24 protein-coding genes are annotated in these 23,905 nt (G+C 63.0%); 17 read left to right on the top strand and 7 right to left on the bottom strand.

Translation table 11 applies throughout. The features are described 5' to 3' along the window. Positions 1 to 53: 53 nt before the first annotated feature. On the bottom strand, positions 54 to 818 hold the full coding sequence (cobF, locus tag ACWGS8_RS08585; protein ID WP_454580514.1) for a precorrin-6A synthase (deacetylating): 765 nt from the start codon (positions 816 to 818) through the stop codon (positions 54 to 56). Positions 819 to 1,004: 186 nt separating this feature from the next. Between cobF and ACWGS8_RS08580 the strand changes: the two genes are divergently transcribed. The 6 genes from ACWGS8_RS08580 (at position 1,005) to ACWGS8_RS08555 (ending at position 6,635) form a co-directional block, all read left to right on the top strand. Continuing rightward, a complete protein-coding gene (locus tag ACWGS8_RS08580) occupies positions 1,005 to 2,021 on the top strand; it encodes a DUF4424 domain-containing protein (protein WP_454580513.1) in 1,017 nt (338 codons plus the stop codon). Further along, positions 2,021 to 2,536: a dihydrofolate reductase gene (locus tag ACWGS8_RS08575; RefSeq protein WP_454580512.1), complete on the top strand. Its 516-nt coding sequence runs from the start codon at positions 2,021 to 2,023 to the stop codon at positions 2,534 to 2,536. Before ACWGS8_RS08580 ends, ACWGS8_RS08575 begins: the two co-directional genes overlap by 1 nt. 168 nt (positions 2,537 to 2,704) lie before the next feature. After that, entirely contained in the window at positions 2,705 to 3,820 is a 1,116-nt protein-coding gene (gene hflK / locus ACWGS8_RS08570; protein ID WP_454580511.1) for an FtsH protease activity modulator HflK, read from the top strand. Then, a complete protein-coding gene (gene hflC / locus ACWGS8_RS08565) occupies positions 3,820 to 4,779 on the top strand; it encodes a protease modulator HflC (protein WP_454580510.1) in 960 nt (319 codons plus the stop codon). The genes hflK and hflC overlap by 1 nt, the downstream gene beginning before the upstream one ends. 3 nt (positions 4,780 to 4,782) lie before the next feature. Further along, entirely contained in the window at positions 4,783 to 4,971 is a 189-nt protein-coding gene (locus ACWGS8_RS08560) for a DUF2065 domain-containing protein (protein ID WP_454580509.1), read from the top strand. A gap of 149 nt (positions 4,972 to 5,120) precedes the next feature. Further along, entirely contained in the window at positions 5,121 to 6,635 is a 1,515-nt protein-coding gene (locus ACWGS8_RS08555; RefSeq protein WP_454580508.1) for a DegQ family serine endoprotease, read from the top strand. Between the two features lie 134 nt (positions 6,636 to 6,769). On the opposite strand, the gene ACWGS8_RS08550 is transcribed toward ACWGS8_RS08555, so the two are convergent. Both ACWGS8_RS08550 and serB read right to left on the bottom strand, forming a co-directional pair. Then, positions 6,770 to 7,342 carry a GNAT family N-acetyltransferase gene (locus tag ACWGS8_RS08550; RefSeq protein ID WP_454580507.1) on the bottom strand — a complete coding sequence of 191 codons (573 nt, stop codon included), beginning with the start codon at positions 7,340 to 7,342 and terminating at the stop codon, positions 6,770 to 6,772. Then, complete coding sequence (gene serB / locus ACWGS8_RS08545) at positions 7,339 to 8,226, bottom strand: phosphoserine phosphatase SerB (protein ID WP_454580506.1); 888 nt, start codon at positions 8,224 to 8,226, stop codon at positions 7,339 to 7,341. The genes ACWGS8_RS08550 and serB overlap by 4 nt, the downstream gene beginning before the upstream one ends. On the opposite strand from serB, the gene miaA reads away from it, so the two are divergent. Together miaA and ACWGS8_RS08535 are read left to right on the top strand one after the other, a co-directional pair. After that, the gene (gene miaA / locus ACWGS8_RS08540) at positions 8,216 to 9,181 is read left to right on the top strand and encodes a tRNA (adenosine(37)-N6)-dimethylallyltransferase MiaA (RefSeq protein ID WP_454581250.1); all 966 of its coding nucleotides are present in this window, start codon (positions 8,216 to 8,218) and stop codon (positions 9,179 to 9,181) included. The two genes, serB and miaA, sit on opposite strands and share 11 nt — an antisense overlap. A 105-nt stretch (positions 9,182 to 9,286) precedes the next feature. Further along, the gene (locus ACWGS8_RS08535; RefSeq protein ID WP_010910172.1) at positions 9,287 to 10,078 is read left to right on the top strand and encodes a GGDEF domain-containing protein; all 792 of its coding nucleotides are present in this window, start codon (positions 9,287 to 9,289) and stop codon (positions 10,076 to 10,078) included. 212 nt (positions 10,079 to 10,290) lie between these two features. On the opposite strand, the gene ACWGS8_RS08530 is transcribed toward ACWGS8_RS08535, so the two are convergent. Beyond that, positions 10,291 to 12,123, bottom strand: a complete 1,833-nt coding sequence (locus tag ACWGS8_RS08530) for an ATP-binding protein (RefSeq protein ID WP_454580505.1) — start codon at positions 12,121 to 12,123, stop codon at positions 10,291 to 10,293. A gap of 154 nt (positions 12,124 to 12,277) precedes the next feature. Here ACWGS8_RS08530 and ACWGS8_RS08525 point away from each other — a divergent pair, with 154 nt between their 5' ends. Both ACWGS8_RS08525 and ACWGS8_RS08520 read left to right on the top strand, forming a co-directional pair. Further along, a complete protein-coding gene (locus ACWGS8_RS08525) occupies positions 12,278 to 12,841 on the top strand; it encodes a helix-turn-helix domain-containing protein (RefSeq protein WP_454580504.1) in 564 nt (187 codons plus the stop codon). 4 nt (positions 12,842 to 12,845) lie between these two features. Then, entirely contained in the window at positions 12,846 to 13,154 is a 309-nt protein-coding gene (locus ACWGS8_RS08520; RefSeq protein ID WP_454580503.1) for a hypothetical protein, read from the top strand. Between the two features lie 82 nt (positions 13,155 to 13,236). On the opposite strand, the gene ACWGS8_RS08515 is transcribed toward ACWGS8_RS08520, so the two are convergent. Then, a complete protein-coding gene (locus tag ACWGS8_RS08515; protein WP_454580502.1) occupies positions 13,237 to 14,118 on the bottom strand; it encodes a LysR family transcriptional regulator in 882 nt (293 codons plus the stop codon). A gap of 120 nt (positions 14,119 to 14,238) precedes the next feature. Here ACWGS8_RS08515 and tmpA point away from each other — a divergent pair, with 120 nt between their 5' ends. Then, positions 14,239 to 15,390, top strand: a complete 1,152-nt coding sequence (gene tmpA / locus ACWGS8_RS08510) for a 2-trimethylaminoethylphosphonate dioxygenase (protein ID WP_454580501.1) — start codon at positions 14,239 to 14,241, stop codon at positions 15,388 to 15,390. Continuing rightward, positions 15,387 to 15,971, top strand: coding sequence for a (R)-1-hydroxy-2-trimethylaminoethylphosphonate oxygenase (gene tmpB, locus ACWGS8_RS08505; protein ID WP_454580500.1), 585 nt, complete (start codon positions 15,387 to 15,389; stop codon positions 15,969 to 15,971). Before tmpA ends, tmpB begins: the two co-directional genes overlap by 4 nt. 312 nt (positions 15,972 to 16,283) lie before the next feature. Here tmpB and ACWGS8_RS08500 read toward each other — a convergent pair whose 3' ends face one another. Next, a complete protein-coding gene (locus ACWGS8_RS08500; protein WP_454580499.1) occupies positions 16,284 to 16,568 on the bottom strand; it encodes a hypothetical protein in 285 nt (94 codons plus the stop codon). Between the two features lie 117 nt (positions 16,569 to 16,685). On the opposite strand from ACWGS8_RS08500, the gene ACWGS8_RS08495 reads away from it, so the two are divergent. Both ACWGS8_RS08495 and ACWGS8_RS08490 read left to right on the top strand, forming a co-directional pair. Further along, positions 16,686 to 17,726, top strand: coding sequence for a PcfJ domain-containing protein (locus ACWGS8_RS08495; protein WP_454580498.1), 1,041 nt, complete (start codon positions 16,686 to 16,688; stop codon positions 17,724 to 17,726). After that, positions 17,713 to 17,847 (top strand): hypothetical protein, encoded by a 135-nt coding sequence (locus ACWGS8_RS08490; protein WP_454580497.1) that lies wholly within the window; start codon positions 17,713 to 17,715, stop codon positions 17,845 to 17,847. The genes ACWGS8_RS08495 and ACWGS8_RS08490 overlap by 14 nt, the downstream gene beginning before the upstream one ends. Positions 17,848 to 17,937: 90 nt before the next feature. Here ACWGS8_RS08490 and ACWGS8_RS08485 read toward each other — a convergent pair whose 3' ends face one another. Next, positions 17,938 to 19,740 (bottom strand): NAD(P)-binding domain-containing protein, encoded by a 1,803-nt coding sequence (locus tag ACWGS8_RS08485; RefSeq protein WP_454580496.1) that lies wholly within the window; start codon positions 19,738 to 19,740, stop codon positions 17,938 to 17,940. Between the two features lie 494 nt (positions 19,741 to 20,234). Between ACWGS8_RS08485 and ACWGS8_RS08480 the strand changes: the two genes are divergently transcribed. From ACWGS8_RS08480 to ACWGS8_RS08470, 3 genes are all read left to right on the top strand, one after another. After that, the gene (locus tag ACWGS8_RS08480) at positions 20,235 to 22,016 is read left to right on the top strand and encodes an acetolactate synthase 3 large subunit (RefSeq protein ID WP_454580495.1); all 1,782 of its coding nucleotides are present in this window, start codon (positions 20,235 to 20,237) and stop codon (positions 22,014 to 22,016) included. Between the two features lie 78 nt (positions 22,017 to 22,094). Continuing rightward, positions 22,095 to 22,670: an acetolactate synthase small subunit gene (gene ilvN, locus ACWGS8_RS08475; protein ID WP_454580494.1), complete on the top strand. Its 576-nt coding sequence runs from the start codon at positions 22,095 to 22,097 to the stop codon at positions 22,668 to 22,670. Positions 22,671 to 23,096: 426 nt separating this feature from the next. Next, entirely contained in the window at positions 23,097 to 23,693 is a 597-nt protein-coding gene (locus ACWGS8_RS08470; RefSeq protein WP_454580493.1) for a LysE family translocator, read from the top strand. Positions 23,694 to 23,905: the final 212 nt, after the last annotated feature.

Raw genomic sequence — 23,905 nt, 5'->3', positions numbered from 1 at the left:
AGGGCGGTCATTCGTGGCTTTCTTCACCTGCTGCCTACTGCCTTACTTCCTTCCTACTCACCGGGCTTGCGCAGCAGATAGGTGTCCATAATCCAGCCCTTTTGCCGGCGGGCTTCCTCCCGGACCTTTTCGATCTCGGGGCCGACATCGCCGAGGCGGCCGGCGATGATGATCTCGTCCGGCGTGCCGAGATAGGCGCCCCAATGGATGGTGACATCCGGGTGAGCCAGCGTATTGAAGGCGCATTTGCCGTCCAGCATGACGATTGTGCTGCCAGCATTTTTGGCCAGACCTTCTTCAGTCAGCCTGCGGCCGGTGGTGACCAGAATGGAGTCGCCGATGCGGTTCAGCGCCATTTTGTGGCCGGCGGCAAGCGCCTGGATGGCGGTGATGCCGGGGATGACCTCCATTTCGAAGGCGACATTGTTCCTCAGGCGCACGCGTTCGAGAATGCGCAACGCGCTGTCGTAGAGCGAGGGATCGCCCCAGATCAGGAAGGCGCCACAGCCATTTTCCGCGATCTCGTCGCGGATCAGGGCTTCGTAGATGGCGGCAATGGCTTCATGCCAGTCGTCGACGGTCGAGCGGTAGGAAGACGTTGGTTCGGCGCGCACCGGCACGTCGAATTCGACGCGGCGCGATTTCGGGTTGGTGACAAAGCGGTCGCAGATCTCGCGCCGCAATTCGGCAAGGTCGTTCTTCCTGGCGCCCTTGTCGGGGATGAACAGCACGTCGGCACGGTTCAGGCCTGATATGGCCTGGACGGTCATGTGGTCGGGATTGCCGGCGCCGATGCCGATGACGAGAAGCTTGCGCATGGCGCGAACTCCTGCCTGATCGGAAGCTGTTAGTCCAGACCGCTCGCGTGTCCAGACCGCTCGCGTGTCCAGACCGCTGCCTTGCGTGTCCAGGCCGCTTTGGAGCCTCTGCGGATGCGGAAGGGCTTTGAAACGCCACATTGAAACGGCTAGGGTCACCAGGGCATTCTTGCCGAGGGGGCTTCGATGTTGCGATATGTTCTGACCGCGTTGCTGGCGCTTTCGGCGCAAGCCGCATTGGCCAACGATTCTGTTGCCGAGCTTGGCACGGGCGGCCTGATCTTGTCGCGCAGCGATGCTGTCGCGATGCAAAGCGAGGATCTCTTCATCTCGCCCGAAAAGGTGACGGTCGACTACGTCTTCCATAACAACACCGACAAGGATGTCGACGCGATCGTCGCCTTCCCGATGCCCGACATTTCGGGCGATCCCGAAGAGATGCCGGCCATCCCCGAAAACCAGAGCGACAATTTCCTCGGCTTCGAGGTGACGATCGACGGTGTCGCGGCAAAGCCTCAGCTCGAGCAGAAGGCGTTCGCGCTCGGCATCGATATCAGCGCCGATCTCAAGGCGCAGAATGTGCCGTTCAACCCGTTCGGCGATGCCGCCAAGGCGGCACTGGCGAAGCTACCGCAAGCGGTGGCCGACGACTGGGTCAACCGGGGCATCGTCATCGGGGACACCGCCGATGACGGCAGCGGCATGAAATCCACCTATGCGCCGTTCTGGCAATTGCGCTCGACCTACTGGTGGCGCTCGACCTTTCCGGCCAACAAGGACGTTCACGTTTCCCACCGCTACAAGCCGAGCGTCGGCGGCACGTCGTCGGTCAGCTTCTTCTATGACGGCCAGTTCCAGGGGCAATATGCGACATACAAGACCCGCTACTGCATGGACGACACGTTCGAGAACGCGGTGCGCAAGGCCGCGAAGGACAATCCGGACGGCTATCCCAAATATTATGAAAGCCGCATCGCCTATATCCTGACCACCGGCGGCAATTGGGCGGCGGGCACCATCGGCAAGTTCAAGCTGACCGTCGACAAGGGCAATGCAAAGGCCCTGGTCTCGTTCTGCGGCGACAATGTCAAAAAGGTCGGGTCGACAAGTTTCGAGATGACCGCGAACGATTTTTACCCGGAGCACGACATCGATATCCTGCTGCTCCAACCGTCTGACAGCAATGGCGGAGACGCGAACTGATGCACGTCGCAATCTACGTCGCCATCGCCGAGAACGGCGTGATCGGGCGGGACGGCGGACTGCCCTGGCAGCTTTCGACCGATCTCAAGCGCTTCAAGGCCGATACGATGGGCAAGCCCATCATCATGGGCCGCAAGACCTATGAAGGCATTGGCCGGCCGCTGCCGGGCCGGCTCAACATCGTCGTCACCCGAGACAGGACCTGGCGCGCCGAGGGCGTGGAGGTGGCGCATACGCTGGAGGCTGCGATTCAGCTGGCAACGGTGCGCGCCCGCTGCATGACCGGCGTGGATGAGGCCTGCGTCATCGGCGGCGGTGAGATCTATGCCCAGGCGCTGCCGCTGGCCGACCGGCTGCACGTCACCCATGTGCTGGCCGCCGTCGACGGCGACGCGCATTTCCCGCCGATCGACGCCGAGACATGGCGCATGGTCAGTTCGCAGGAGGTTCCGGCCGGGGAAAAGGACAGCCACGCAACGCGCTATTCGGTTTACGAGCGCCGCCAGGTACTTTGATAGACAAAACGTGCATTGAAGGACGACAAAGGGTCGCTACCGGCCCAAAACGGATGATGCCGGCGGCGCATCGCGTTGAAAGCGTGCCGTGGCGTCCCTATAGAAGAACGACACTGGATTTGCGCCGTAACTCCGGCGCTTGAGGGAATTCCAAGCGAAAGGACATTCATGCCCTGGAACGACAAGAGTGGCGGAGGCGGCGGCCCGTGGGGCGGCGGCGGTAACAATCAGGGGCCCTGGGGGCAGGGGCCAAAGGGGCCCAGCGGCCCGCAAGGGTCGCCCCCCGACCTCGAAGACATTATCCGGCGCGGCCAGGACCGGCTGCGGCGCGCTCTGCCCGGCGGCGGTGGCGCCAGTCCGGCGGTGTTCGGGCTGGTCGCCGCGGTGCTGGTCGTTCTGTGGGCATTCCAGGCGGTCTATACGGTGCAGCCCGATGAGGTCGCCGTCGAACTGCGCTTCGGCAAGCCGAAGCAAGAGCTCTCGCAGCCTGGCCTGCATTTCCATTGGTGGCCGCTTGAAACCGTCGAAACGGCCAAGATTTCCGAGCAACTCGTCGACATTGGCGGCGGAAACACCAGCGGCAATGGCCTGATGCTTTCAGGCGACCAGAACATCGTCAACGTGCAGTTTTCGGTGGCTTACCAGGTCTCCGATCCCCGCGCCTATCTGTTCGACGTCTCCGATCCGGACGGCATGCTGCGGCAAGTTGCCGAAAGCGCCATGCGCGAAGCCGTCGGCCGCCGGCCGGCACAGGACATCTTCCGCGATGACCGCCAGGGCATAGCCGCCTCGGTGCGCGAAATCATCCAGTCGACGCTGGACGGCTACAAGGCCGGTCTCAACGTCAATGCCGTGTCGATCGAGGATGCGGCACCACCACGCGAAGTGGCCGATGCTTTCGACGAGGTGCAGCGCGCCGAGCAGGACGAGGACAAGTTCGTCGAGCAGGCCAACCAGTATTCCAACCAGAAGCTCGGCCAGGCGCGCGGCCAGGCGGCACAGATCCGCGAAGACGCGGCCGCCTACAAGAACCGTGTCATGCAGGAAGCCGAAGGTGAGGCCCAGCGCTTCATCTCGGTCTATGACGAATACGCCAAGGCGCCGGATGTGACCCGCAAGCGCCTCTATCTGGAAACCATGGAGAGGGTTCTGAAGGACTCGAGCAAGGTCATCGTCGAGCAGGGCAACGGACAAGGTGTCGTGCCTTATCTGCCGCTGCCGGCATTGCAGCCGAAGCCGCCGGCTCCGGCCGCGCCTGCCGTGAACACGGGAGGTACCCAGTGATGGCCAACCGTCTTCCCATTTTCGTCGTCATCGCGGCGGTCATCCTGTTCCTGATCTATTCCTCGGTGTTCGTGGTCAACGCGCGCCAGCAGGCGCTGGTGTTGAGGTTCGGCGAGATCGTCGACGTCAAGACCGAGCCCGGCATCTATTTCAAGGCGCCGTTCTCGTTCTTCGACGCCGACACGGTGCAACTGATCGAGAACAGGGTGCTGCGCTTCGACCTCGACAACATCCGCGTCCAGGTGTCGGGCGGCAAGTTCTATGAGGTCGATGCCTTCATCGCCTATCGCATCTCGGATCCGCGCGTCTTCCGTGCCGCCGTGTCCGGTCAGATCGAACTGGCCGAAGCGCGGCTGAGGACGCGTCTCGACGCTGCCTTGCGCCGCGTTTACGGTCTGCGCGATTTCGAGGCGGCGCTCTCCGAACAGCGGGCGGTGATGATGCGTGAAGTGCGCGATCAACTCCGGCCCGACGCCACTTCGCTCGGCCTGCAGATCGAGGATGTCCGCATTCGCCGCACCGACCTCACGGCCGAGGTTTCACAGCAGACCTACGACCGCATGAAGGCGGAACGTCTGGCCGAGGCCGCCCGGCTTAGGGCACGCGGCAATGAAGCGGCACAGCGCATCACGGCACGCGCCGATCGTGAAGTGGTCGAGATCGTTGCCGAAGCGCAGAAGGAGTCCGAGATCCTACGCGGCGAGGGCGAAGCCCAGCGCAGCGCCACCTTCGCGGACGCCTACAAGCGCGACCCGGCCTTCTTCGACTTCTACCGGTCGATGAATGCCTATGGCACGGCCCTGGACAATACCGGGACGACCATGGTGCTGTCGCCGAGTTCGGAGTTCTTCCGCTACTTCCGCGATCCCGACGGCAAGGAAGAGCCGGCGAAACCGGCGGCACCCGCCCCGGCGGCGCCTGCCGCGCCGGCCACACAACCCAGCACGGGCAAGCAATAGCCGGTGCAGGACTTTTTCACGGCGATAGGCCTGGTCCTTGTCATAGAGGGCCTGGTCTATGGCGGCTTTCCCGGCTTGGCTAAGAAGCTCGCCAACGAGGTGCTGTCGATGCCGGAGAACGCATTGCGGATCCCCGGGCTGGTCGCGATCGCTATTGGTGTCGGCATCGTCTGGCTGGTGCGGGGCGGATGAGAAGGCCGTTTTTCGCCCGAGGCAAAACGGAGGATTAATCCTCTGCCGATAGTCGTAGCCGCAAACGTGCCGTATTTTTTGCCAACATAGCGCAACGCGGTGTTTTCGCCGTTGTGCTTTCTCTTTCAGAAAGACCGGGAGGCTTCTCGATGACATCCACACCACTTTTGCGCGCGGCACGGCGGACGTTGATCGCCGGCACGGCAGCGCTTCTCGTCGGCACTGTCGCCACCCCGTCCTTCGTGACGCCGACCTTCGCGGCCGATGGGCCTGCTTCGGTGGCCGACCTGGCGCAGGGCGTGCTCGGCGCGGTGGTCAACATCTCGACTTCGCAGACCGTGAAGGGCACGGAAGGGCCGGGCGCGGTGCCGATGCCGCAGCTTCCCGAGGGCTCACCGTTTCAGGACTTCTTCGACGACTTCTTCAAGAACCGTGGCGGCGACAAGGACAATAGCGGGCAGAAGGTGCAGTCGCTGGGATCCGGCTTCGTCATCGACGCCGAGCAAGGCATCGTCGTCACCAACAACCACGTGATCGCCGACGCCGACGACATCGAAGTCAATTTCTCCGATGGCGTGACGCTGAAGGCGACGCTGGTCGGTACCGATACCAAGACCGACGTCGCGGTGCTGAAGGTCGATCCGAAAGGCCACAAGCTGACCGCGGTGAAGTTCGGCGATTCCACCAAGATGCGCGTCGGCGACTGGGTGATGGCGGTCGGCAATCCATTCGGCCTCGGTGGTACGGTCACGGTCGGCATCGTTTCGGCGCGCAACCGCGATATCAATTCCGGACCCTATGACGATTTCATCCAGACCGATGCCGCGATCAATCGCGGCAATTCGGGTGGGCCACTGTTCAACAGCGTCGGCGAAGTCATCGGCATCAACACGGCGATCATTTCGCCGTCCGGCGGCTCGATCGGCATCGGCTTCTCCATCCCCTCGCAACTCGCCTCTGGCGTCGTCGACCAGTTGCGCCAGTTTGGCGAGACGCGGCGTGGCTGGCTCGGTGTGCGCATCCAGCCGGTGACGGACGACATCGCCGAAAGCCTCGGCATGGCGACCGCCAAGGGCGCGCTGGTGGCCGGCGTCATCAAGGGAGGGCCGGTCGACAACGGCACCATCCAGGCCGGCGACGTCATCATCAAGTTCGACGGCAAGGACATCCATGAAATGCGCGACCTGCCGCGCGTCGTCGCCGAAAGCCCCGTCGGCAAGGCCGTCGACGTGCTGATCGTGCGCAAGGGCGTCGAGCAGACGGTGAAGGTGACGCTCGGCCGGCTCGAGGATGGCGAAAAGCTCGCCAGCGGCGAGAACGGCAACACCGACCAGGACAAGGGCAACAAGGCTCCGGCCGTTTCGACCGCCTCGGTGCTCGGCATGACCGTCGGCGAACTCAACGATGAGACGCGCAAGAAGTTCAGCATCGCCGCCGATGTTTCGGGCGTCGTCATCACCGATGTGGCCAAGGACTCGGCCGCCGCCGAGCGCGGCATCCTGCCTGGCGAAGTGATCACCGAGATCGCGCAGGAATCGGTCGCCACGCCCAAGGATGTCATGGACCGGATCGGCGCGCTGAAGGAGCAGGGCCGCAAGAACGCGCTCTTGATGCTGGCGTCGAAGACCGGCGAGTTGCGCTTCGTGACGATCCGGATGGATTGAGATTTCAATCCGGCGATCTCAAAAAAGGCGGGTAGAGCGTTTCACCGTTTCGCGGAAACGGTGAAACGCTCTACCTTTTTGTTTTGAAGCAATTCCGGACGGAAAAACCGCTTCGCACTTTTCCTGGAATTGCTCTAACCAGCCGCCCTTTTTCTTGCCTGCCAATCCTCGCGTGAAAGCCGGTAGAGCACATGCCGCCTGAGCGCGGGATGGCTGTCGGGAATGTCGGGATGATCGAAGTCGGTGGCCGGATCGGCCGTCATGCCGAGGCGTTTCATGACGGCGGTCGAGCGATGGTTTTTCGCGACCGCGAAGGAAACGATCTCGTCGACGGCCAATGTCTCGAAACCGTAGGCCAGCCAGGCTTCCGACGCCTCGGTGACATAGCCGTTGCCCCAGAATTCGGGTGCCAACCGCCAGCCGATCTCAATGGTACCGGCAGGCAGGGATGGCACGTGATCGGTATCGAAGAGGCCGACGAAGCCAATGCATTCGCCGGTCGCGGCAATCTCGGCCGCGGCGAAGCCATAGCCGTCCTCTTCGATCCAGGCGCGGAATTCATCCATCTTGGCGTCCGTGGCGGCACGGTCGCGGCGGAACGGGAAGAATTCCATGACGCGTTCATCGGAATTGATGCGGTGGAAGAGCTCGCGGTCGCGGTCCTCCCAATTGCGCAGGATGAGGCGTTCGGTGCGCATGGGTTTCATTGAACGAACTCTTCCTGGCGATAGCCCTGCAGATAGAGCAGTGCCGTGAGGTCGCCATGGTCGATGCGAACCTTGGCCTGGGCCGCCACGGTCGGCTTGGCATGCAGCGCCACGCCGGTGCCGGCGAGGCGGATCATGTCGAGGTCGTTGGCGCCATCGCCGACGGCGATGGTGTCGGCCGGCATCAGGCCGAGGCGCGTCGAGATTTCGAGCAGCGCGTCGGCCTTGGCGGCGCGGCCGAGGATCGGCTCGCCGACCAGGCCGGTGAAGTGGCCGTCCTGTTCGAGCAGGCGGTTGGCGCGGTTCTCCTGAAACCCGAGCATGGCCGCGATGCGGGTTGTGAACACTTCGAAGCCGCCGGAGACGAGCGCCGTCCAGGCGCCATTGGCGCGCATGGTCTGGACCAGCGCGCGGCCGCCCGAGGCCAATGTCAGCCGATTGGCGACGATGCGGTCGACGACGGCGGCATCGAGCCCCTTCAACAGCGCGACGCGTTCGCGCAGGGCCGGCTCGAAGGCGATCTCGCCGTTCATCGATCGCGCGGTGATCGCCGCGACGTGCTCCTTGACGCCGATCTCGTCGGCCAGTTCGTCGATGCATTCCTGGTCGATCATGGTCGAATCCATGTCGGCGATGAGGATTTTCTTGCGACGCGTTTCGGCCTGCTGGACGATCACATCGACCGATTCCCCGGCCAATGCGGCGCGGAGGGCAGCCGTGGTATTGGCGGCGTCGGCCTCTTGCGGCAGGGCTAGATCGCAGGCAATGCCTTCGGCCAACCAGACGACAGTGCTTGCACCCACCGACCGCGAGGCCATATTCGCAAGTGACGGCGACAGAGCGCGGTCGGCGGGACGGGAAACAAGCGTGGCAATGAGCGGCATCGAGAATTCCGGCACGGATGCGGGCGAAGGCCGCGTGAAGAACGCGATCCTGATAGCCGGGCCGACCGCCAGCGGCAAGTCGGCATTGGCGCTCGACCTGGCCGAGCGCGCAGGCGGCGTCATCGTTAACGCCGATTCCATGCAGGGCTATTCGGTGCTCGACGTGCTGAGCGCCCGGCCGGAGGCGTCCGACCTCGCACGCGTGCCACATTTTCTCTACGGCCACGTCCATCCCGGCACCGCCTATTCGACCGGCGCATGGCTGCGTGACGTGATGAAGCTCATCGATGACGGAATGCTGTCGCGGCGGCCGGTCTTCGTTGGTGGTACCGGGCTTTACTTTCGCGCGCTGGCCGAAGGCATTTCGGAAATGCCCGACATTCCGCCGCGCATCCGCGACCGCTGGCGCTATGAGCTGAAGGAGCAAGGCGCGGTCAAGCTGCACAGCCTGCTGCTGCGCGAGGATTCGAGAGCCGCCATGCAGCTGAAGCCAACCGACAGCCAGCGCATCGTGCGGGCGCTCGAAGTGCTCGACGCCTCCGGCCGGTCGATCCTCGAATGGCAGGCGGAGCGCGGCCGGCCGCTCATCGACAGGCAGACGGCGCGTTTCCTGGTCCTCGAGCCGGATCGGGCCGCGCTGGTCGATCGCATCGAGAGGCGCTTCGACCAGATGCTGGACAAGGGCGCGTTGGAGGAAGTCAGGCAGCTTTCGGCCCTTGGCCTTGATCCGGATCTGCCTGCTATGAAGGCGATCGGCGTTCGCGACCTGCAGGCGGCGATGGCGGGCCAGCTGAGCTTTCCCGAGGCGATCGAGCGCGCCAAGATCGCAACCCGGCAATACGCCAAGCGGCAGGCGACCTGGTTTCGCCATCAACTGGGGCCGGAATGGCAGAGGTTGCACCCCGGTGACGATCTCGAAACCACGATCCAAACGCTTGTTGCTAATGCAACTTAAAAAGTTGACCATGACGGAAAGGTTCGCGCCGAAGTTGCCGGGATTAACGCTCCGTAAGGCGGTCCGTGCCATAAGGTCGATGGGCACTTTTCCATTGGGGAGCAGATGCGTTTCCATAAGGCGGAATCCGCTTTTTTCGTCTTTATTTTCGTGATCCTGGCCGCTGGCCTGGTGACGCTGCACGCCTATGGGCTCTTGCAATCCTTCGCTACGGAACTCCATACCCAGTCTGGCCTGGACAAGGTCATCTACCTCAACAAGCTGTTGTTCGCGACCGGCGTGCTGCTTGCGACCGCGCTGTTTTTCGGCATCTTCTTCATCTATCCGCTGATCCGCAAACAGGCGACGGAAGAAGGCAAGCTGCGCGCCATGACGGTTTCGCTCAGCGCCCGCTCCGAAACGCTCGAGCATGCCGCGCTGACGGACAGCCTGACCGGCATGCAGAACCGCCGCTATTTCGACGATGCACTGAAGGAGTATCTCGAGGAGTTCCGCCGCATCGAGAAGCCGGTCGGGCTGATGATCCTCGACCTCGACCATTTCAAGCAGGTCAACGACACGCACGGCCACGATGTCGGCGACGAGGTGCTCAGGGCGGTCGCCAGCTGCCTCAAGGACATGACACGCTACCACGACGTGGTGGCGCGGCTGGGCGGTGAGGAGTTTGCCGTGGTAACGCCCAATATGGAGGCGGACCTGCTGGCCAAATTCGCCGAGCGCATCCGCAAGGCGATCGCCAACATGTCGATCCTCTCGGGCAATGTGCGGCTCAAGATCACCACCAGCGTCGGCCTTGCCGTCTGGGACCGCAAGGAAACGGCCGAAGAGTTCTATCGCCGCGCCGACCGCCAGCTCTATGAGGCGAAGAGGCTGGGCCGCAACCGCGTCTGCGCCTAAAATCCCGAAGAAGAATTCATGAGACCGGTTGCCTGACGCGGCTTTCTCGACTTCCGGTGCTCACGGACCGAATGTCCGTTCCGCTCCGGCCCCTCGAAAACCACGCCATTCAATCCGGCCTGATGAATTCCCTTTCGGGATTTACCCAAGCTGGTTCGACGATGCGGAGCGCTTGGAAGCTTCGGCTTCTTGGTCGTCAAAGAGTTGTAGGTTCAGTCGTTCTGGGGGCGCATGCCGAAGGTGGCGGGCTTCAGGCCGTATCGCATGTCGAAATCGTCGTCCGATTGCACGCGGCCGGTTGCCGGCTTGCGGTAGTCGGGATCGCCGGCCTGGCGGCTGGAATCGACCACTTCGGCGAAGGCCATCGCCTGCTGCGTCGGTTTCGGCACGTTGCGCAGCCGCTCGACGATCGCCACTAGGTCGACATCGTCGCCGGCCTTTGGCGCCTCGGTCTCTTCGCGCTTGGCCGTGCCGGGAAGCAGGTGGCTGGGCAGTCTTTCGAATTTCAGGCGCATGGTCGTCGCCACGCCTTCGCCGAAGGCGATGGCCTCGCGCTGGCCCATGGATGACAGGAAGGCAAGCGTGGAGGCGGAGGAGTCGGCGATGGCCGAACGGATGATCGCCTGGTCCTGCTCGTTGGCGAGCCGCATGGCGAAGAAGGTCGAGCACTGCGACAGGATGGTCGGGTCAAGCTCGCCGGGGCGCTGCGTGACGACGCCGAGATAGCAGCCATATTTGCGGCCCTCCTTGGCGATGCGCGACAGCGCGTGCCTGGTCGGCGCGAAGCCGAGACGCGGATCGGCCGGCATATAGCGATGCGCTTCCTCGCACAGCAACAGCAGCTGCAGCTTGCCCTCGCTCCACAGAGCGAGGTCGAAGGCCAGGCGCGCCAGCACCGAACAGACGGAGTTGACCACTTCAGAGGGCATGCCGGCCATCTCGAAGCAGGTCACCGGCCGGCCGTGATGCGGCACGCGGAAGATGTTGCCGATCGTCTCGTGGATAGTGTCCTCGATCAGGCGCGAACTGAACATGAAGCGATAGCGCGGATCGGCGGACGCCGATTCGATGCGCGTCTTCAGCGATTTGAGCGTCGGGCGCTCGTTCTTGCTTTCGAGCATGCCCATGCGCTCGTCGATCTGCTTGAGCAGATCGGCAATGCGATAAGGCACCGGCGTATCGGCGGTCAGCGCGTCGTTGCCGCGCCTGAGATAGGCGCCTGAATTCGGGTTGCGGTAGAGGCTCTTGGCCAGCGGAATGAGGTCGCGCAGGGCGTCGATCTCTTCCGGCACCGTTTCACGGCCGCGAAACAGCACCTCGGCGAATTCCTCGAGCTTGAACATCCAGAACGGCAGGTCGAGCGTCTTGGAATCGACCTTGACGCAATATTCCGGCAGTGACGCCGCGAATTCATTGTGCGGGTCCAGGATCAGGATGCGCAGATCCGGCCGCGCCGCGATCGATTTGCGCAGCAGCAGCGAGACGGCGGTGGACTTGCCGACGCCAGTGGTGCCGACGATGGCGAAATGGCGCGCCAGCGTGTCGTCGATGGCGATGTTGGCGGCGATCGCCTCGTCCTGCGACAGCGAGCCGATGGTGATGGAATGGCGGCCGGCCAGATCGTAGACGGCCTGCAGGTCGCGGCTGCGGATGCGGTGCGCCACGGCTCCGATATGCGGATAGGTGGTGATGCCGCGGTCGAAGATCGGCTTGGCGCCGGGCTCGGCGCCGTCACGCACTTCGCCGATCAGCTCGATGCTCACCTCGATGGCGTTCTGGCCTTCATTGCTCCAGGCGCGGTCCGAATTGCCGATGCCATAGACCAGGCCAACGGTTCGCGTCGTGCCTAGATTGATCGAGATCATCTTGCCGACCGTCCACAGGCCGGTCACCGCGCCGTCGACATCGTCGGCATAGGCGCTGATTGTGGCGCGCGCGCCGTCGCATTGCACGACGTTGCCCAGGATGCGCCGGTCGTTCTGCTCTGCGTTGCGGCGCTCCTGCAATGTCGGTTCTCCGACGGAAGCTTCGCGTTCGACAAACATGGACAGGCCAATCCCCATTTCCCTGGAGATCGAACCCTAGCGGAACGGGGTTAAGGTCGGATGAGGTCGGATGGTGTAGAGAGGATTAAGCGGCTGACGAAAATTGTCGCGAAGTGACTCTTCTCCGATCCTCGTCTTTCGTTATAATGGACGAATGGATGATATAGCGAACGATATTTCTTCGACCATAGGCAGACGGATCCACGCCGAGAGGCTCATCCGGGACTGGTCGCTGGCCGAGCTTGCCGAGCGGTCCGGTGTTTCCAAGGCGATGCTGAGCACGATCGAGCGCGGCATGACCAGCCCGACGGCGACCCTTCTGGTGCGCATCGCGGCGGCTTTCGGCATGACGCTGTCGACCCTCATCGCGCGCGCGGAATTGCAAGGCGGCGAGCTGCTGCGCGAGGCCGATCAACCGGTGTGGCGCGACCCCGATACAGGCTATGTCAGGCGGCATTTGTCACCGGCCACCGACATGCCGCTTGAACTGATCAAGGTGCATCTGCCAGCGGGCGCCAGGGTCAGCCTGCCGGCGGCCTCCTATGCCTTCATCAAGCAGCAGATCTGGCTGATTTCCGGACGGCTCGAATTCACCGAGGGCGATGTGGTGCACCGGCTCGAGCCTGGCGACTGCCTGGCGCTCGGCGCGCCGTCGGACTGCACCTTCCATGCCCTGGAGGCGGGCGCCGACTATCTCGTCGCGCTGGTCAGGGGCTGAGATCATGGCGAGACGGCCAAAGCGCTCCCATAATGGGGGGCCGCCTCTTGATGAGTACAAGGGGCCACCCTGGGGCAAGGGCGACCCCTACATCTTCCTGGCCTGGCAGACCGCGCACGCCAAGGCATGGAAGGCGCCGAGCCGCGAGGTGATGCTGATGCGCATGGACAAGGCCGAACGGCTGGGCCTGACCTATGACGAATACACGCTCGAGATCCTCGAGCGCGGACGGCATCTGCGGGAAGAAGACACCGAGCGCATCGCTGCCATCAAGGCCGCGCGCAAGCGACGCCGCGTGCGCCATCTCGATTGACGCCGACATGGCGGGCTGACCAGCACGCTGATCTGCTGGAAGCGTATCGGCTCCGCACCGCGCTAGACAGTGCCGGTCAGGCCTAGGCCTTTCTGGACAGGTGCCCCAGCAGCCACTGGCGGAAATCCTGTTCGGCGCTGGTCAGGCGCGCGGTCGATGCGCTGGTCAAGAAATGGCCTGAGCTGCTGGAGAGCTCGAAATCGGAAAGCGGCATCAGGCTCCTGTTCCTGAGCGCGGCGTCGACAAGCGGCCGCGACCCCAGAAGCACGCCGGCGCCGGCGCTCGCCGCTTCCATCGCCGCGACGAAACTGTCGAAGCGATGCGACCGCTGGGGGTGGCCGGCCAGTCCAGCGGCCGTGAACCATTCCGCCCACATTTCGCGAGCGCCGGCGACCAGAAGCAGCGGCAGGGCTGTCCAGTCGGCGGCACCGGCGAGCGCCGGACTTGCCACCGGCACAAGCCGCTCGGCAGTCAGCCTGTCGGCCTCGCGTGCGGGAAAGGAGCCGTTGCCGAAACGGATGTCGAGCGCGGATCCCGGCAAATCATAGTCGGTCGGCCGATGGATCGTCACCAGATCGAGCTGGATGCGCGGCAGCGCCTCGGCGAGATCGGGCAGCGCCGGGACCAGTATCAGCAAGGCGAAAGAGATCGGCACCCGGATCGATACGGTCTGGACAGCGCGCGGCTCGAACAGTTCCGTCGTGCTGCTGGAGATGGTGGCGAAGGCCGACTGTATGTGCGGCAGATAGGCGGCACCCTCCGGCGACAGCGCGACGCCGCGCGCCAGCCGCGAGAACAGGCGCGTCTTCAACCGGTCCTCGAGCAGCCGGATATGCTGGCTGACGGCCGCCTGGGTCAGGCCGAGTTCGGCCGCGGCCGCCGTGAAATTCGACAGCCTTGCCGCGGCCTCGAAACTGCGCAGCCAGTCGAGGGGAGGCAGAGCGGGAATGGGTTTTCGAGGCATTAGATATTTATGGTCTTTGGCCAAAAAATGATAATTTGAGTTATGCCTGTCTTGTCGCCAACATGCAATCGAAACCCCGCGGACCGGGCCGCGGGGCGTAGAGGACAGGAACGGATCTCCATGCTCACCCACGCGCTGATTGGCGACGAAGGCAGAACGATCGAACTTGGCTGGCAGGGTGGGAAGCGCACCCGCTTTCATGCCATGTGGCTGCGTGACAATGCGCTCGACGACAAGACGCGCAGCGCCGGCAATGGCCAGCGGCTGATCACCATCCTCGACATTCCGGCCGAGACGAGAATCGGCGCGGCCGCGATCAAGGGCGGCGCGCTGGAAGTCAGCTTCGTGCCGGAAGGAAAAACGGTCAGTTTTCCCGCTCAGTGGCTCAGCGCCAATGCCTATGATCGCGACGAGCTTCGCGAACCTGGCTGGACGGGCGATATCATCCAGCGCTGGACCAAGGCGACGATGCAGAATTCGGTGCCGCGCGCCAGCTACAAGGCGGCGTTTCACGGCCGCAGCGTCCTGCGCGAATGGCTATCGGCGGTGAGAACCTACGGCTTTGCGGTAATGGACGGCCTGCCGGCCGAATCCGGCGCCTTGTGCAAGGTCTCCGACCTGTTCGGCTATATCAGGGAGACCAATTACGGCCGTTGGTTCGAAGTGCGCGCCGAGGTCAATCCGAACAATCTCGCCTACACCAATCTCGGCCTCCAGGCGCACACCGACAATCCCTATCGCGATCCGGTGCCGACGCTGCAGATCCTGTCCTGTGTCGAGAATACGGTGGAGGGCGGTGAGTCCAGCGTCGTCGACGGTTTTGCCGTCGCGGCCGTCCTGCAGGCCGAAAACCCTGAGGGCTTCCGACTGTTGAGTTCCTGTCCGGCGCGCTTCGAATATGCCGGCTCGTCCGGCGTGAGGCTGCAGGCGAAGCGGCCGATGATCGAACTCGGGCCGGATGGTGAGCTGATCTGCATCCGCTTCAACAACCGCTCGCTGGCGCCTGTCGTCGACGTGCCGTTCGCCGATATGGACGCCTACTATGCCGCCTATCGCCGGTTCGCCCAACTGATCGAGGATCCCGCCTTCGAAGTGACGTTCAAGCTTCAACCTGGCCAGGCCTTCATCGTCGACAACACGCGTGTCATGCACGCGCGCAAGGCGTTTTCCGGCACCGGCAAGCGCTGGCTGCAGGGCTGCTACGCCGACAAGGACGGCCTGCTGTCGACGCTTGCGGCGATCGAGCACAGCTTCAAGGAGGCCGCCGAATGAGCGGCGCGGATTTGAACGCTGACACTATCGTCGAATTCATCGCCGACATTTTCGAGCGCCGGGGCGCGGAATCCTATGTCGGCGAGCCGGTGACGATGTCCGAGCACATGCTGCAAGGGGCCTGGCTGGCGGAACAGGATGGTGCGCCCGAAGTGCTGGTGGCGGCGGCGCTGCTGCACGACATCGGCCACTACACCAGCGAGTTCGGCACCTATTCGCCCGACGATGTCGAGGACAAGCATCATGACGAGGCCGGCGGCGAGGTGCTGGCGCCGTTCTTCCCGCCGGTCATCGTCGAATGCGTGAGGCTGCATGTCGCGGCCAAGCGCTACCTCTGCGCCACCGACCCGACCTATTTCTCCAGGCTGTCGCCGGCTTCGGTCCACACGCTGTCGCTGCAGGGCGGACCGATGAGCGCCGAAGAGGTGGCCGAGTTCCGCAAGAACCCCTTCCATGAGGAAGCGGTGCGGGTCCGTATCTGGGACGAGGGCGGCAAGGTCGCCAATATGAAGACGCGGGCGTTTCGCGATTACGTGCCGTTGCTGCAGCGCGTCGTGCGCGATTTCAGCGACCACGCCTGACGCGACCCACCAGGCAGGGGGCAACCCATGTGTTTCTGCTTCGACGGTGACAATGCGGTTGCTGCATTCCGGCCGGAGAGCTGCAGCGAGCGTTTGCCTGGCGCCGACGCCGAACGGCCGATCCAAGGTGAGCCAAGCCGGCTTGGCGCGGTCGCTCGGGCCGGGCCGGCCGACGCTAGCCAAGTGCGCCATATTGCTGTCGGGCTTATTCGGGAGTATTAGCCACGCCGCGACATGCGGCCCTTTTTCGTCCGCCGCACCCGTATCGACGACACTCTTGAAGGAGGCATGATGAGATCTTGTTCACGCATTTCACGCCTCCACGGCGGTCGAACGGGCTGACCCGCACCAGAGCGGATTCCATTTGCTGACAATCTGACGGCCACCAAGCTGCGATGCGTTACCGCCGTCGTTGTCCGCGACTGTATCGATGCCGCTGAAATCAATGAAACGGTGGGAGCCGACAAGCTCCCGGCCGACGATGGCGGCTGCCTGAAGGTCTGAGATGCGGCTTTGCAACACTCTCGCAGGCCCCTGTAAACGTTGGAAGAATAGCTCTTGCTCGAAAATCTCTGTGAGCCTAGAGAGCCCGCCCATTCCAACCCGTCATCCCCAGAGGAGACCTGTCAATGTCACGCCAATCCAGATCGACGCATTCCGTGCCGGCGCTGGAATTGCGTGCGGCTGACAGGGTTCCAATCGGGAAGAACGGCCATGGCCAGGTCCATGATCCAGCGCAGGCAGGACGCCGAGCGCCAACGCATTGAGGCATATCAAGCATCGCTGCGGCGGGTTTGCGCCATGCCGCGCCCCGCTCCGGATTTCGAGCGGGCGCTCGACGAGGTACGCCGAGGCCATACCGGCATGGCGATCCGCGACGGGGCTTTGTGGCGTCCAAAGCTGAAGACGCGCGACCCGGCGCGGCTGCGGCTGGCGGCTGCCCGCTATCTCTATGCGCGCTATCCGGTTTCTGCCGCGCTCGAGGCTATCTGGCTGGATCGGTCGGGGCTGGACGGCCAGGAGATCGCGCTTCGCCTTGCCTGGTACGTCGCCGTTGCAGGTGGTGGGTCGCTCTACAAGGCAGGCGCCAATGTGTGGCTGTCGCGCAAGGAAGTGCATTGCTTCCTGAACCTGTCTGGTGATTTCACGTTCGACGAGGCGTTCTGGTTCGCGATTGCTCGCTCCTACACCGAGGATTGCGGACTGGCCGCTCGCCTTGCGCGCACCAAGATCGCGCGCACGCCGCGCGCCGATCTGGCCTTCTGGCGCGAGGTGGCTCGCTTCTTCTGCGGGCAGCCAACGTCGAAGGAGGAGATCGACGACCTCAGCGACTATGTTGGCGCCATGCATCGGCGCGACAAGGCGTATAGCTTGAAGGGCCGCACGCTTGCCTCGCTGAACCGGCAGATGTCGGATTGGCATCGCGACCTTGCCGCGATCGAACGCATCGAGGCGATGCGCCGGCGTGCCGCCGCGCGGGTTCAACCCGCGATCGGCGCACCGGTACAGAACAATGCATGGTCCGGCTCGCGCCTGCAGGACTGGGAATGGCATCCGCCGCCGAAGGAAGCCAAGGCGCATGGCGAGTGGTTCTCTATCCGCCAGCTGAAGACGGCGGAGGATCTCGTTGCCGAGTCGAGGGCGATGCATCACTGTGTGTCGTCCTATGCGACCAAATGCATTGGCGGATACGCGTCGATCTGGACGCTGCGGCGCAAGGCGCTCGGCAAGGTCGAACGCCTTGCTGACGATTGAGCTCGATCCGCAGCATCGGGCGGCGCAGGTGCGCGGCTTCGGCAATCGTCTGGCTACGCCGGACGAACGCAAGATCCTCGAGCGCTGGGCCAAGGCGACGGGCGTGACGCTGTGTGACTGAAACGAAACCCCGCGCGGCGGGCATGCCGCGCGGGGTCACCCTTTTCTGATCGCCGATGCGGAATGGCAGAAGGCCTTGCGAGGTTGCCGGCTATCCCTTGTGGTGCACCGTCTGCAGCCCGTAGACAGGCGTCGCCAGGCCTGCCTGCCGGGCCTTCAATTGCAGCGACAGGAACTGCGAATAGTGGCGCGACTGGTGCAGATTGCCGCCATGGAACCACAGCGCCTCCTGCTGCGTCGGCTTCCACATGTTGCGCAATTCGCCTTCCCAGGGGCCGGGATCCTTGGTGGTGTTGGAACCGAGGCCCCAGCATTTGCCGACCTTGTCGGCAGTTTCGCGCGAGATCAGATCGGCGGCCCAGCCGTTCATCGAGCCGTAGCCGGTGGCGTAGACGATGAGGTCCGCGGGCAGTTCCGATCCGTCACTCAGCACAACCGAATGCTGCCTGATCTCTTCGACGTCGACGCCGCTCTTCAGCTTGATCGAGCCATCGATGATCAGCTGGGAAGCGCCGACGTCGATATAGTAGCCTGAGCCGCGTCTGAGGTACTTCATGAACAGGCCGGACTCGTCGTCGCCCCAGTCGAGCATGAAACCGGCCTTTTCCAGTCCCTTGTAGAACGCCGCGTCGCGTTTCTTCATCTCGGCATAGGCCGGGATCTGGAACTCGTGCAGGATCTTGTAGGGCAGGGAGGCGAAGATCAGATCGGCCTTGGCCGTGGAGATGCCGTTCTGCAGCGCCTGCTCCGAATAGAGCGAACCCAGTCCGATCTCCATCAACGTGTCGGATCTGGAGATATGGGTGCTCGAGCGTTGCACCATGGTGACGTCGGCGCCGGCTTCCCAAAGGGCCGCCGCAATGTCATGGGCGGAATTGTTGGAGCCGATGACGACGGCTCTTTTTCCGGCATAGTCATCGGGGCCGGGGTGCTTCGAGGAGTGGTGCTGGTCGCCCTTGAAACTCTCCATACCCTTGAATTTCGGCAGATTGGCCTTGCCGGATTGTCCCGTCGCCAGCACCAGATGCTTGGGCTTCAAGGTGATGTCCTTGCCGTCGCGGCGGACGATGACGGTCCATTCCTTCTTCTTGTCGTCATAGGAGGCGCTCTTGGCCTCAGTCGACGACCAGTAGTTCAGCTCCATCACCTTGGTGTACATTTCCAGCCAGTCGCCGATCTTGTCCTTGGGCGAGAAGACCGGCCAGTTCTTCGGGAAATCGATATAGGGCAGATGGTCGTACCAGACCGGATCGTGCAGGCAGAGCGACTTGTAGCGCTTGCGCCAGCTGTCGCCGGCCCGCTCGTTCTTCTCGACGATGATGGTCGGCACGCCGAGCTGCCGCAGCCGCGCGCCGAGCGCGATGCCGCCCTGGCCGCCGCCGATGATGAGCGTGTAGGGTTGCGTCTTGAAGCCGAGTTCCGCCGTCTCCTTCTCGCGCTCTTCTTTCAGTGTCGGACGGTTCTTGCCCGAGCCATGCTTGGCGCCCATCGGCCGCGCGAAGCCGGCCGGTTCCTCATGGCCTTTCAATTCGACCATGGTGGTCAGCAGCGTCCAGATCTTGCCGTCCTTCAGCCTGATGTGACCAAAGCCGCGCGCCGCTTCGGTCTCGAAACTGATCCAGCCCTCGATCAGCCCGTCGTTCTCGGTCGCGTCCTCGCCCTTGGCGAGTGCCCAATGCGACGGCTTTGTCTTCGACAGCTGGCTCTTCAGCATGTCGCGGACCTGGTCCTTGCCCTCCATGGTCTTGATGTTCCAGGTGAAGGTGACGAGGTCGCGCCAGTAGCAATCCTCCTGGAAACAACCGACGGCCTTGTCGATGTCCTGGGCGGCGAGGGCGCCGCCGAATTGGTCGAGCAGGTCGGACAGTTTCTTGCTTGGGGCCTTGTCGAGCATAAGTTTTCCTCCGTGAAATCCAGGCCGTCATGGTGGCTCCTCCCGAGCCGGACGATGAAGTATCGGCAGAGAGGACGGCCTTCGTCACGCCCCACCATAGTTTCGCGTGGCTTCAAGGACTTATCTGGAGAACGCTGCTCCCGAGCCAGTTTGAAGGGCCCCCGCAACGGGCGATGGGTGTGGTGTCGGCACGATGCGGTGACCATCGCGAAATCGTGACGGGCCATTTGTCGAATTGGGAAGCACCTTCATCGCCGTCGCGATTTTTGCCGTTGACAGGGCGCCTTGCCGGCCCGTAGTGTCCGCGACCATGAAAAAGGCACTCATTCTCGTAGGAAGGCGCGTGGGCAAGGCGGTGTAACCGCCGGGCGAAAACCTCCCATGCGCAACACACAGGCTCCCTCGGGGGCCTTTTTTATTGCCCGAAACACGACTAAACGACCGATAACACCCAAATGGCAACGCCCAAGCGGCGACAGTACGGGACCAGACCGATGAGCAACGGACAGAGTGAGCGGCGCGAGATGACGGGCGCCGAAATGGTGGTGCAGGCGCTGAAGGACAATGGCGTCAGGCATGTCTTCGGCTACCCCGGCGGCGCGGTTCTCCCGATCTATGACGAAATCTTCCAGCAGGACGATGTCGAGCACATTCTCGTTCGGCACGAGCAAGGTGCCGGCCACGCGGCCGAGGGCTATGCGCGCTCGACCGGCAAGGCCGGCGTCATGCTGGTGACATCAGGCCCCGGCGCGACCAATGCGGTGACGCCGCTGCAGGATGCGCTGATGGATTCGATCCCGCTGGTCTGCCTGACGGGCCAGGTGCCGACCTCTCTCATCGGCTCCGACGCGTTCCAGGAATGCGATACGGTCGGCATTACGCGGCCCTGCACCAAGCACAACTGGCTGGTGAAGGACGTCAACGAGCTCGCCGCGACCATCCATGAAGCCTTCCATGTCGCCACGACAGGCCGTCCGGGTCCCGTGGTGGTCGACATCCCGAAGGACGTGCAGTTCGCCAAGGGGTTTTACGTGCCGCCGCAGATCGCACCGCGCACCAGCTACCAGCCGAAGGTCCAGGGCGATCTGGAAAAGATCAAGGCCGCGGTCGAGCTGATGGCCAGCGCCAAGAAGCCGATCATCTATTCGGGCGGCGGCGTGATCAATTCCGGCCCGGAAGCGAGCCATCTGCTGCGCGAACTGGTCGACCTCACCGGTTTCCCGATCACCTCGACGCTGATGGGGCTCGGCGCCTATCCGGCGTCGGGCAAGAACTGGGTCGGCATGCTCGGCATGCACGGCACCTACGAGGCCAACATGGCCATGCATGATTGCGACGTGATGATCTGCATCGGCGCGCGTTTCGACGACCGCATCACCGGGCGGCTCAACGCGTTCTCGCCGCACTCGAAGAAGATCCACATCGACATCGACCCGTCGTCGATCAACAAGAACGTGCACACCGAGGTGCCGATCATCGGCGATGTCGGCCGGGTGCTGGAGGATATGGTGCGGCTGTGGCGGGCAACCGCCAAGGCCGACAAGAAGGCGCTTTATCCCTGGTGGGAGCAGATCGCAAAATGGCGTGGGCGCGATTCACTCGCATTCAAGATGAACCATGATGTGATCATGCCGCAATACGCCATCCAGCGGCTCTACGAACTGACCAAGGACAAGGACACCTACATCACCACCGAGGTCGGCCAGCACCAGATGTGGGCCGCGCAGCACTACCATTTCGAAAAGCCGAACCGCTGGATGACCTCGGGAGGGCTGGGCACGATGGGTTATGGCCTGCCGGCGGCGCTCGGCGTGCAGATCGCGCATCCCGATGCGCTGGTCATCGACATTGCCGGCGACGCCTCGGTGCAGATGACGATGCAGGAGATGAGCGCTGCGGTGCAGTACAAGGCGCCGATCAAGATCTTTATCCTCAACAACCAGTATATGGGCATGGTGCGGCAATGGCAGCAGCTCTTGCACGGCAACCGTCTGTCGCATTCCTACACCGAGGCGATGCCGGACTTCGTCAAGCTGGCGGAGGCCTATGGCGGCCATGGCATACGTTGCGAGAAGCCGGACGAGTTGGACGACGCCATAAAGGAGATGATCTCGGTCAGGAAGCCGGTGCTGTTCGACTGCCGCGTGGCGAACCTCGCCAATTGCTTCCCGATGATCCCGTCGGGCAAGGCGCATAACGAGATGCTGTTGCCCGACGAGGCCACCGACGAGGCCGTGGCGAACGCCATCGACGCCAAGGGCAGGGAACTGGTGTAATCGACTAGCCAAGGCAGGGCTTGTCGAAGAAAGCCGTGCGCAAACAAAGAATTAGATCAAGAATTTGAGATTCATGTCATGAACGCACAGCACCTTCAACCGACCGGCTCCGCCTACTTCATCGCCAAGGAAACGGAGCGGCCGGAGATCCACACGCTTTCCGTGCTTGTCGACAACGAGCCTGGCGTACTTGCCCGGGTCATCGGCCTGTTTTCCGGGCGCGGCTACAACATCGAGAGCCTGACCGTCTCCGAGACGGAGCATGAGAGGCACCTGTCGCGCATCACCATCGTGACGCGCGGCACGCCGCATGTGATGGAGCAGATCAAGAACCAGCTCGAGCGCATCGTGCCGGTCCATCGAGTGGTCGATTTGACTGTGCGCTCGCACGAGCTTGGGCAGGAACGGCCGCTGGAGCGGGAACTGGCGCTGGTCAAGGTGGCCGGCTCCGGCGAGGCTCGCGTCGAGGCGCTGCGGCTGGCCGACGCTTTCCGCGCCAGCGTCATCGACGCCAATACCGAGCATTTCATCTTCGAGATCACCGGCAAGGGCTCCAAGCTCGACCAGTTCATCGCCATCATGAAGCCGCTTGGCCTGGTCGAGATCTGCCGCACCGGCGTGGCGGCGATGAACCGCGGCCCGCAGGGCATGTAGGGTTTCATTCGAAATTAACGTTCAGCAATCACGGTTGGCCAAGGCAGTCCCAAATCGATCTCAGAACCAGCGGCGCATGACCCCGCGACAAGATCTTCTAATACATGTGATGATGTACGCTCTGATCGCATACTCGATCTGGGTGCTTGCCCCTGCCTGGGTAACGATGACGGTCCCTGTCGGGCGAACCTATAGCTTGGTTGCGTATGTGGACAGTCCAAACAGATTCTGGGATGGGGTCCTGTTCCACGCCGCATCCATCGTCATTTTCAGTTGGTTTCTCTGGGCACTGAAGTATCGCCGTCGGGACTGATCCGCAGAGTTGCATAGGCGGATCAATGCAGCGTGCATTGGACCAATCGAATGAAGTTGCGTCCGGCGCGCCAGGCGGATTTAAGTCAGCAATGCTGACCTTTGTGAGCCGTCATGACCCTCGACGCCTTTCTTGCCCTTTTGGCCTACGCCTTCGTGACCTCCATCACGCCGGGGCCTAACAATCTTATGCTTTTGGCGTCAGGCGTTAATTTCGGCATCGTCAGGACCATCCCGCATATGCTTGGCATCAGCATGGGGTTCCTGGTGCTGCTGCTTGCCGTCGGCCTAGGCCTTGGCGCCGTGTTGACGGCATTTCCGGCGCTGCACACTGGATTGAAGATCGCCGGGGGCGCCTATCTGCTCTACCTTGCCTGGAAGATTGCCATGTCGCGCTCACTGACCGGCAAGGGAGAGACGAAAGCGCGGCCGATGCGCTTCATCGATGCGGCTGCTTTCCAGTGGGTCAATCCGAAAGCCTGGGTGATGGCGATCACCGCCATGGCCGTCTATGCCAATGCCGAGCACCCGTTCCTGTCGGTGGCGTTGATCTCGATCGCCTTCACCATCGTCAACCTGCCGAGCGTTTCGGTTTGGGCGGGATTCGGCACGGCGCTGCGGGGTTTCCTGTCGGATCCGGTGCGGCTGAAATGGTTCAACATCGCCATGGGCGTGCTCCTGGCCGCGACACTCTGGCCGATGTTGAAATAGGGTTCTCCCACGCTTCGACGGGCCTCGGCCAGCGGCAACGACGGCACCGCCTACCGATTGTGCAGTGCACATTAAATCTTCGTAATGCCGTGTTTTGGCCCTTTTCCAACAAATGCGTGTCCTATCTATTCGGCGAAATCGCGGCAATGAGCCGTGGATTGCGCTAGAATACGACCACCTGACTACGGCGTGTCGGACAGAGAGGGCCTTTT

The sequence above is a fragment of the Mesorhizobium sp. 43Arga genome, assembly GCF_053714255.1.
Note: the sequence above shows the minus strand (reverse complement) of the source record. Positions and strands in the feature narration are given on the sequence as shown.

What these genes read in the sequence shown, in the direction of transcription:
- ACWGS8_RS08520 (WP_454580503.1), top strand. Translation starts at nt 12,846, where the DNA reads ATGGCGAGACGGCCAAAGCGCTCCCATAATGGGGGGCCGCCTCTTGAT.
- ACWGS8_RS08555 (WP_454580508.1), top strand. Translation starts at nt 5,121, where the DNA reads ATGACATCCACACCACTTTTGCGCGCGGCACGGCGGACGTTGATCGCC.
- ACWGS8_RS08575 (WP_454580512.1), top strand. Translation starts at nt 2,021, where the DNA reads ATGCACGTCGCAATCTACGTCGCCATCGCCGAGAACGGCGTGATCGGG.
- tmpA (WP_454580501.1), top strand. Translation starts at nt 14,239, where the DNA reads ATGCTCACCCACGCGCTGATTGGCGACGAAGGCAGAACGATCGAACTT.
- ACWGS8_RS08470 (WP_454580493.1), top strand. Translation starts at nt 23,097, where the DNA reads ATGACCCTCGACGCCTTTCTTGCCCTTTTGGCCTACGCCTTCGTGACC.
- ACWGS8_RS08580 (WP_454580513.1), top strand. Translation starts at nt 1,005, where the DNA reads ATGTTGCGATATGTTCTGACCGCGTTGCTGGCGCTTTCGGCGCAAGCC.
- ACWGS8_RS08500 (WP_454580499.1), bottom strand. Translation starts at nt 16,568, where the DNA reads ATGGGCGGGCTCTCTAGGCTCACAGAGATTTTCGAGCAAGAGCTATTC.
- ACWGS8_RS08515 (WP_454580502.1), bottom strand. Translation starts at nt 14,118, where the DNA reads ATGCCTCGAAAACCCATTCCCGCTCTGCCTCCCCTCGACTGGCTGCGC.
- tmpB (WP_454580500.1), top strand. Translation starts at nt 15,387, where the DNA reads ATGAGCGGCGCGGATTTGAACGCTGACACTATCGTCGAATTCATCGCC.
- serB (WP_454580506.1), bottom strand. Translation starts at nt 8,226, where the DNA reads ATGCCGCTCATTGCCACGCTTGTTTCCCGTCCCGCCGACCGCGCTCTG.
- ACWGS8_RS08495 (WP_454580498.1), top strand. Translation starts at nt 16,686, where the DNA reads ATGGCCAGGTCCATGATCCAGCGCAGGCAGGACGCCGAGCGCCAACGC.
- ACWGS8_RS08480 (WP_454580495.1), top strand. Translation starts at nt 20,235, where the DNA reads ATGAGCAACGGACAGAGTGAGCGGCGCGAGATGACGGGCGCCGAAATG.
- hflC (WP_454580510.1), top strand. Translation starts at nt 3,820, where the DNA reads ATGGCCAACCGTCTTCCCATTTTCGTCGTCATCGCGGCGGTCATCCTG.
- ACWGS8_RS08525 (WP_454580504.1), top strand. Translation starts at nt 12,278, where the DNA reads ATGGATGATATAGCGAACGATATTTCTTCGACCATAGGCAGACGGATC.
- ilvN (WP_454580494.1), top strand. Translation starts at nt 22,095, where the DNA reads ATGAACGCACAGCACCTTCAACCGACCGGCTCCGCCTACTTCATCGCC.
- cobF (WP_454580514.1), bottom strand. Translation starts at nt 818, where the DNA reads ATGCGCAAGCTTCTCGTCATCGGCATCGGCGCCGGCAATCCCGACCAC.
- ACWGS8_RS08550 (WP_454580507.1), bottom strand. Translation starts at nt 7,342, where the DNA reads ATGAAACCCATGCGCACCGAACGCCTCATCCTGCGCAATTGGGAGGAC.
- hflK (WP_454580511.1), top strand. Translation starts at nt 2,705, where the DNA reads ATGCCCTGGAACGACAAGAGTGGCGGAGGCGGCGGCCCGTGGGGCGGC.
- ACWGS8_RS08535 (WP_010910172.1), top strand. Translation starts at nt 9,287, where the DNA reads ATGCGTTTCCATAAGGCGGAATCCGCTTTTTTCGTCTTTATTTTCGTG.
- ACWGS8_RS08485 (WP_454580496.1), bottom strand. Translation starts at nt 19,740, where the DNA reads ATGCTCGACAAGGCCCCAAGCAAGAAACTGTCCGACCTGCTCGACCAA.
- miaA (WP_454581250.1), top strand. Translation starts at nt 8,216, where the DNA reads ATGAGCGGCATCGAGAATTCCGGCACGGATGCGGGCGAAGGCCGCGTG.
- ACWGS8_RS08530 (WP_454580505.1), bottom strand. Translation starts at nt 12,123, where the DNA reads ATGTTTGTCGAACGCGAAGCTTCCGTCGGAGAACCGACATTGCAGGAG.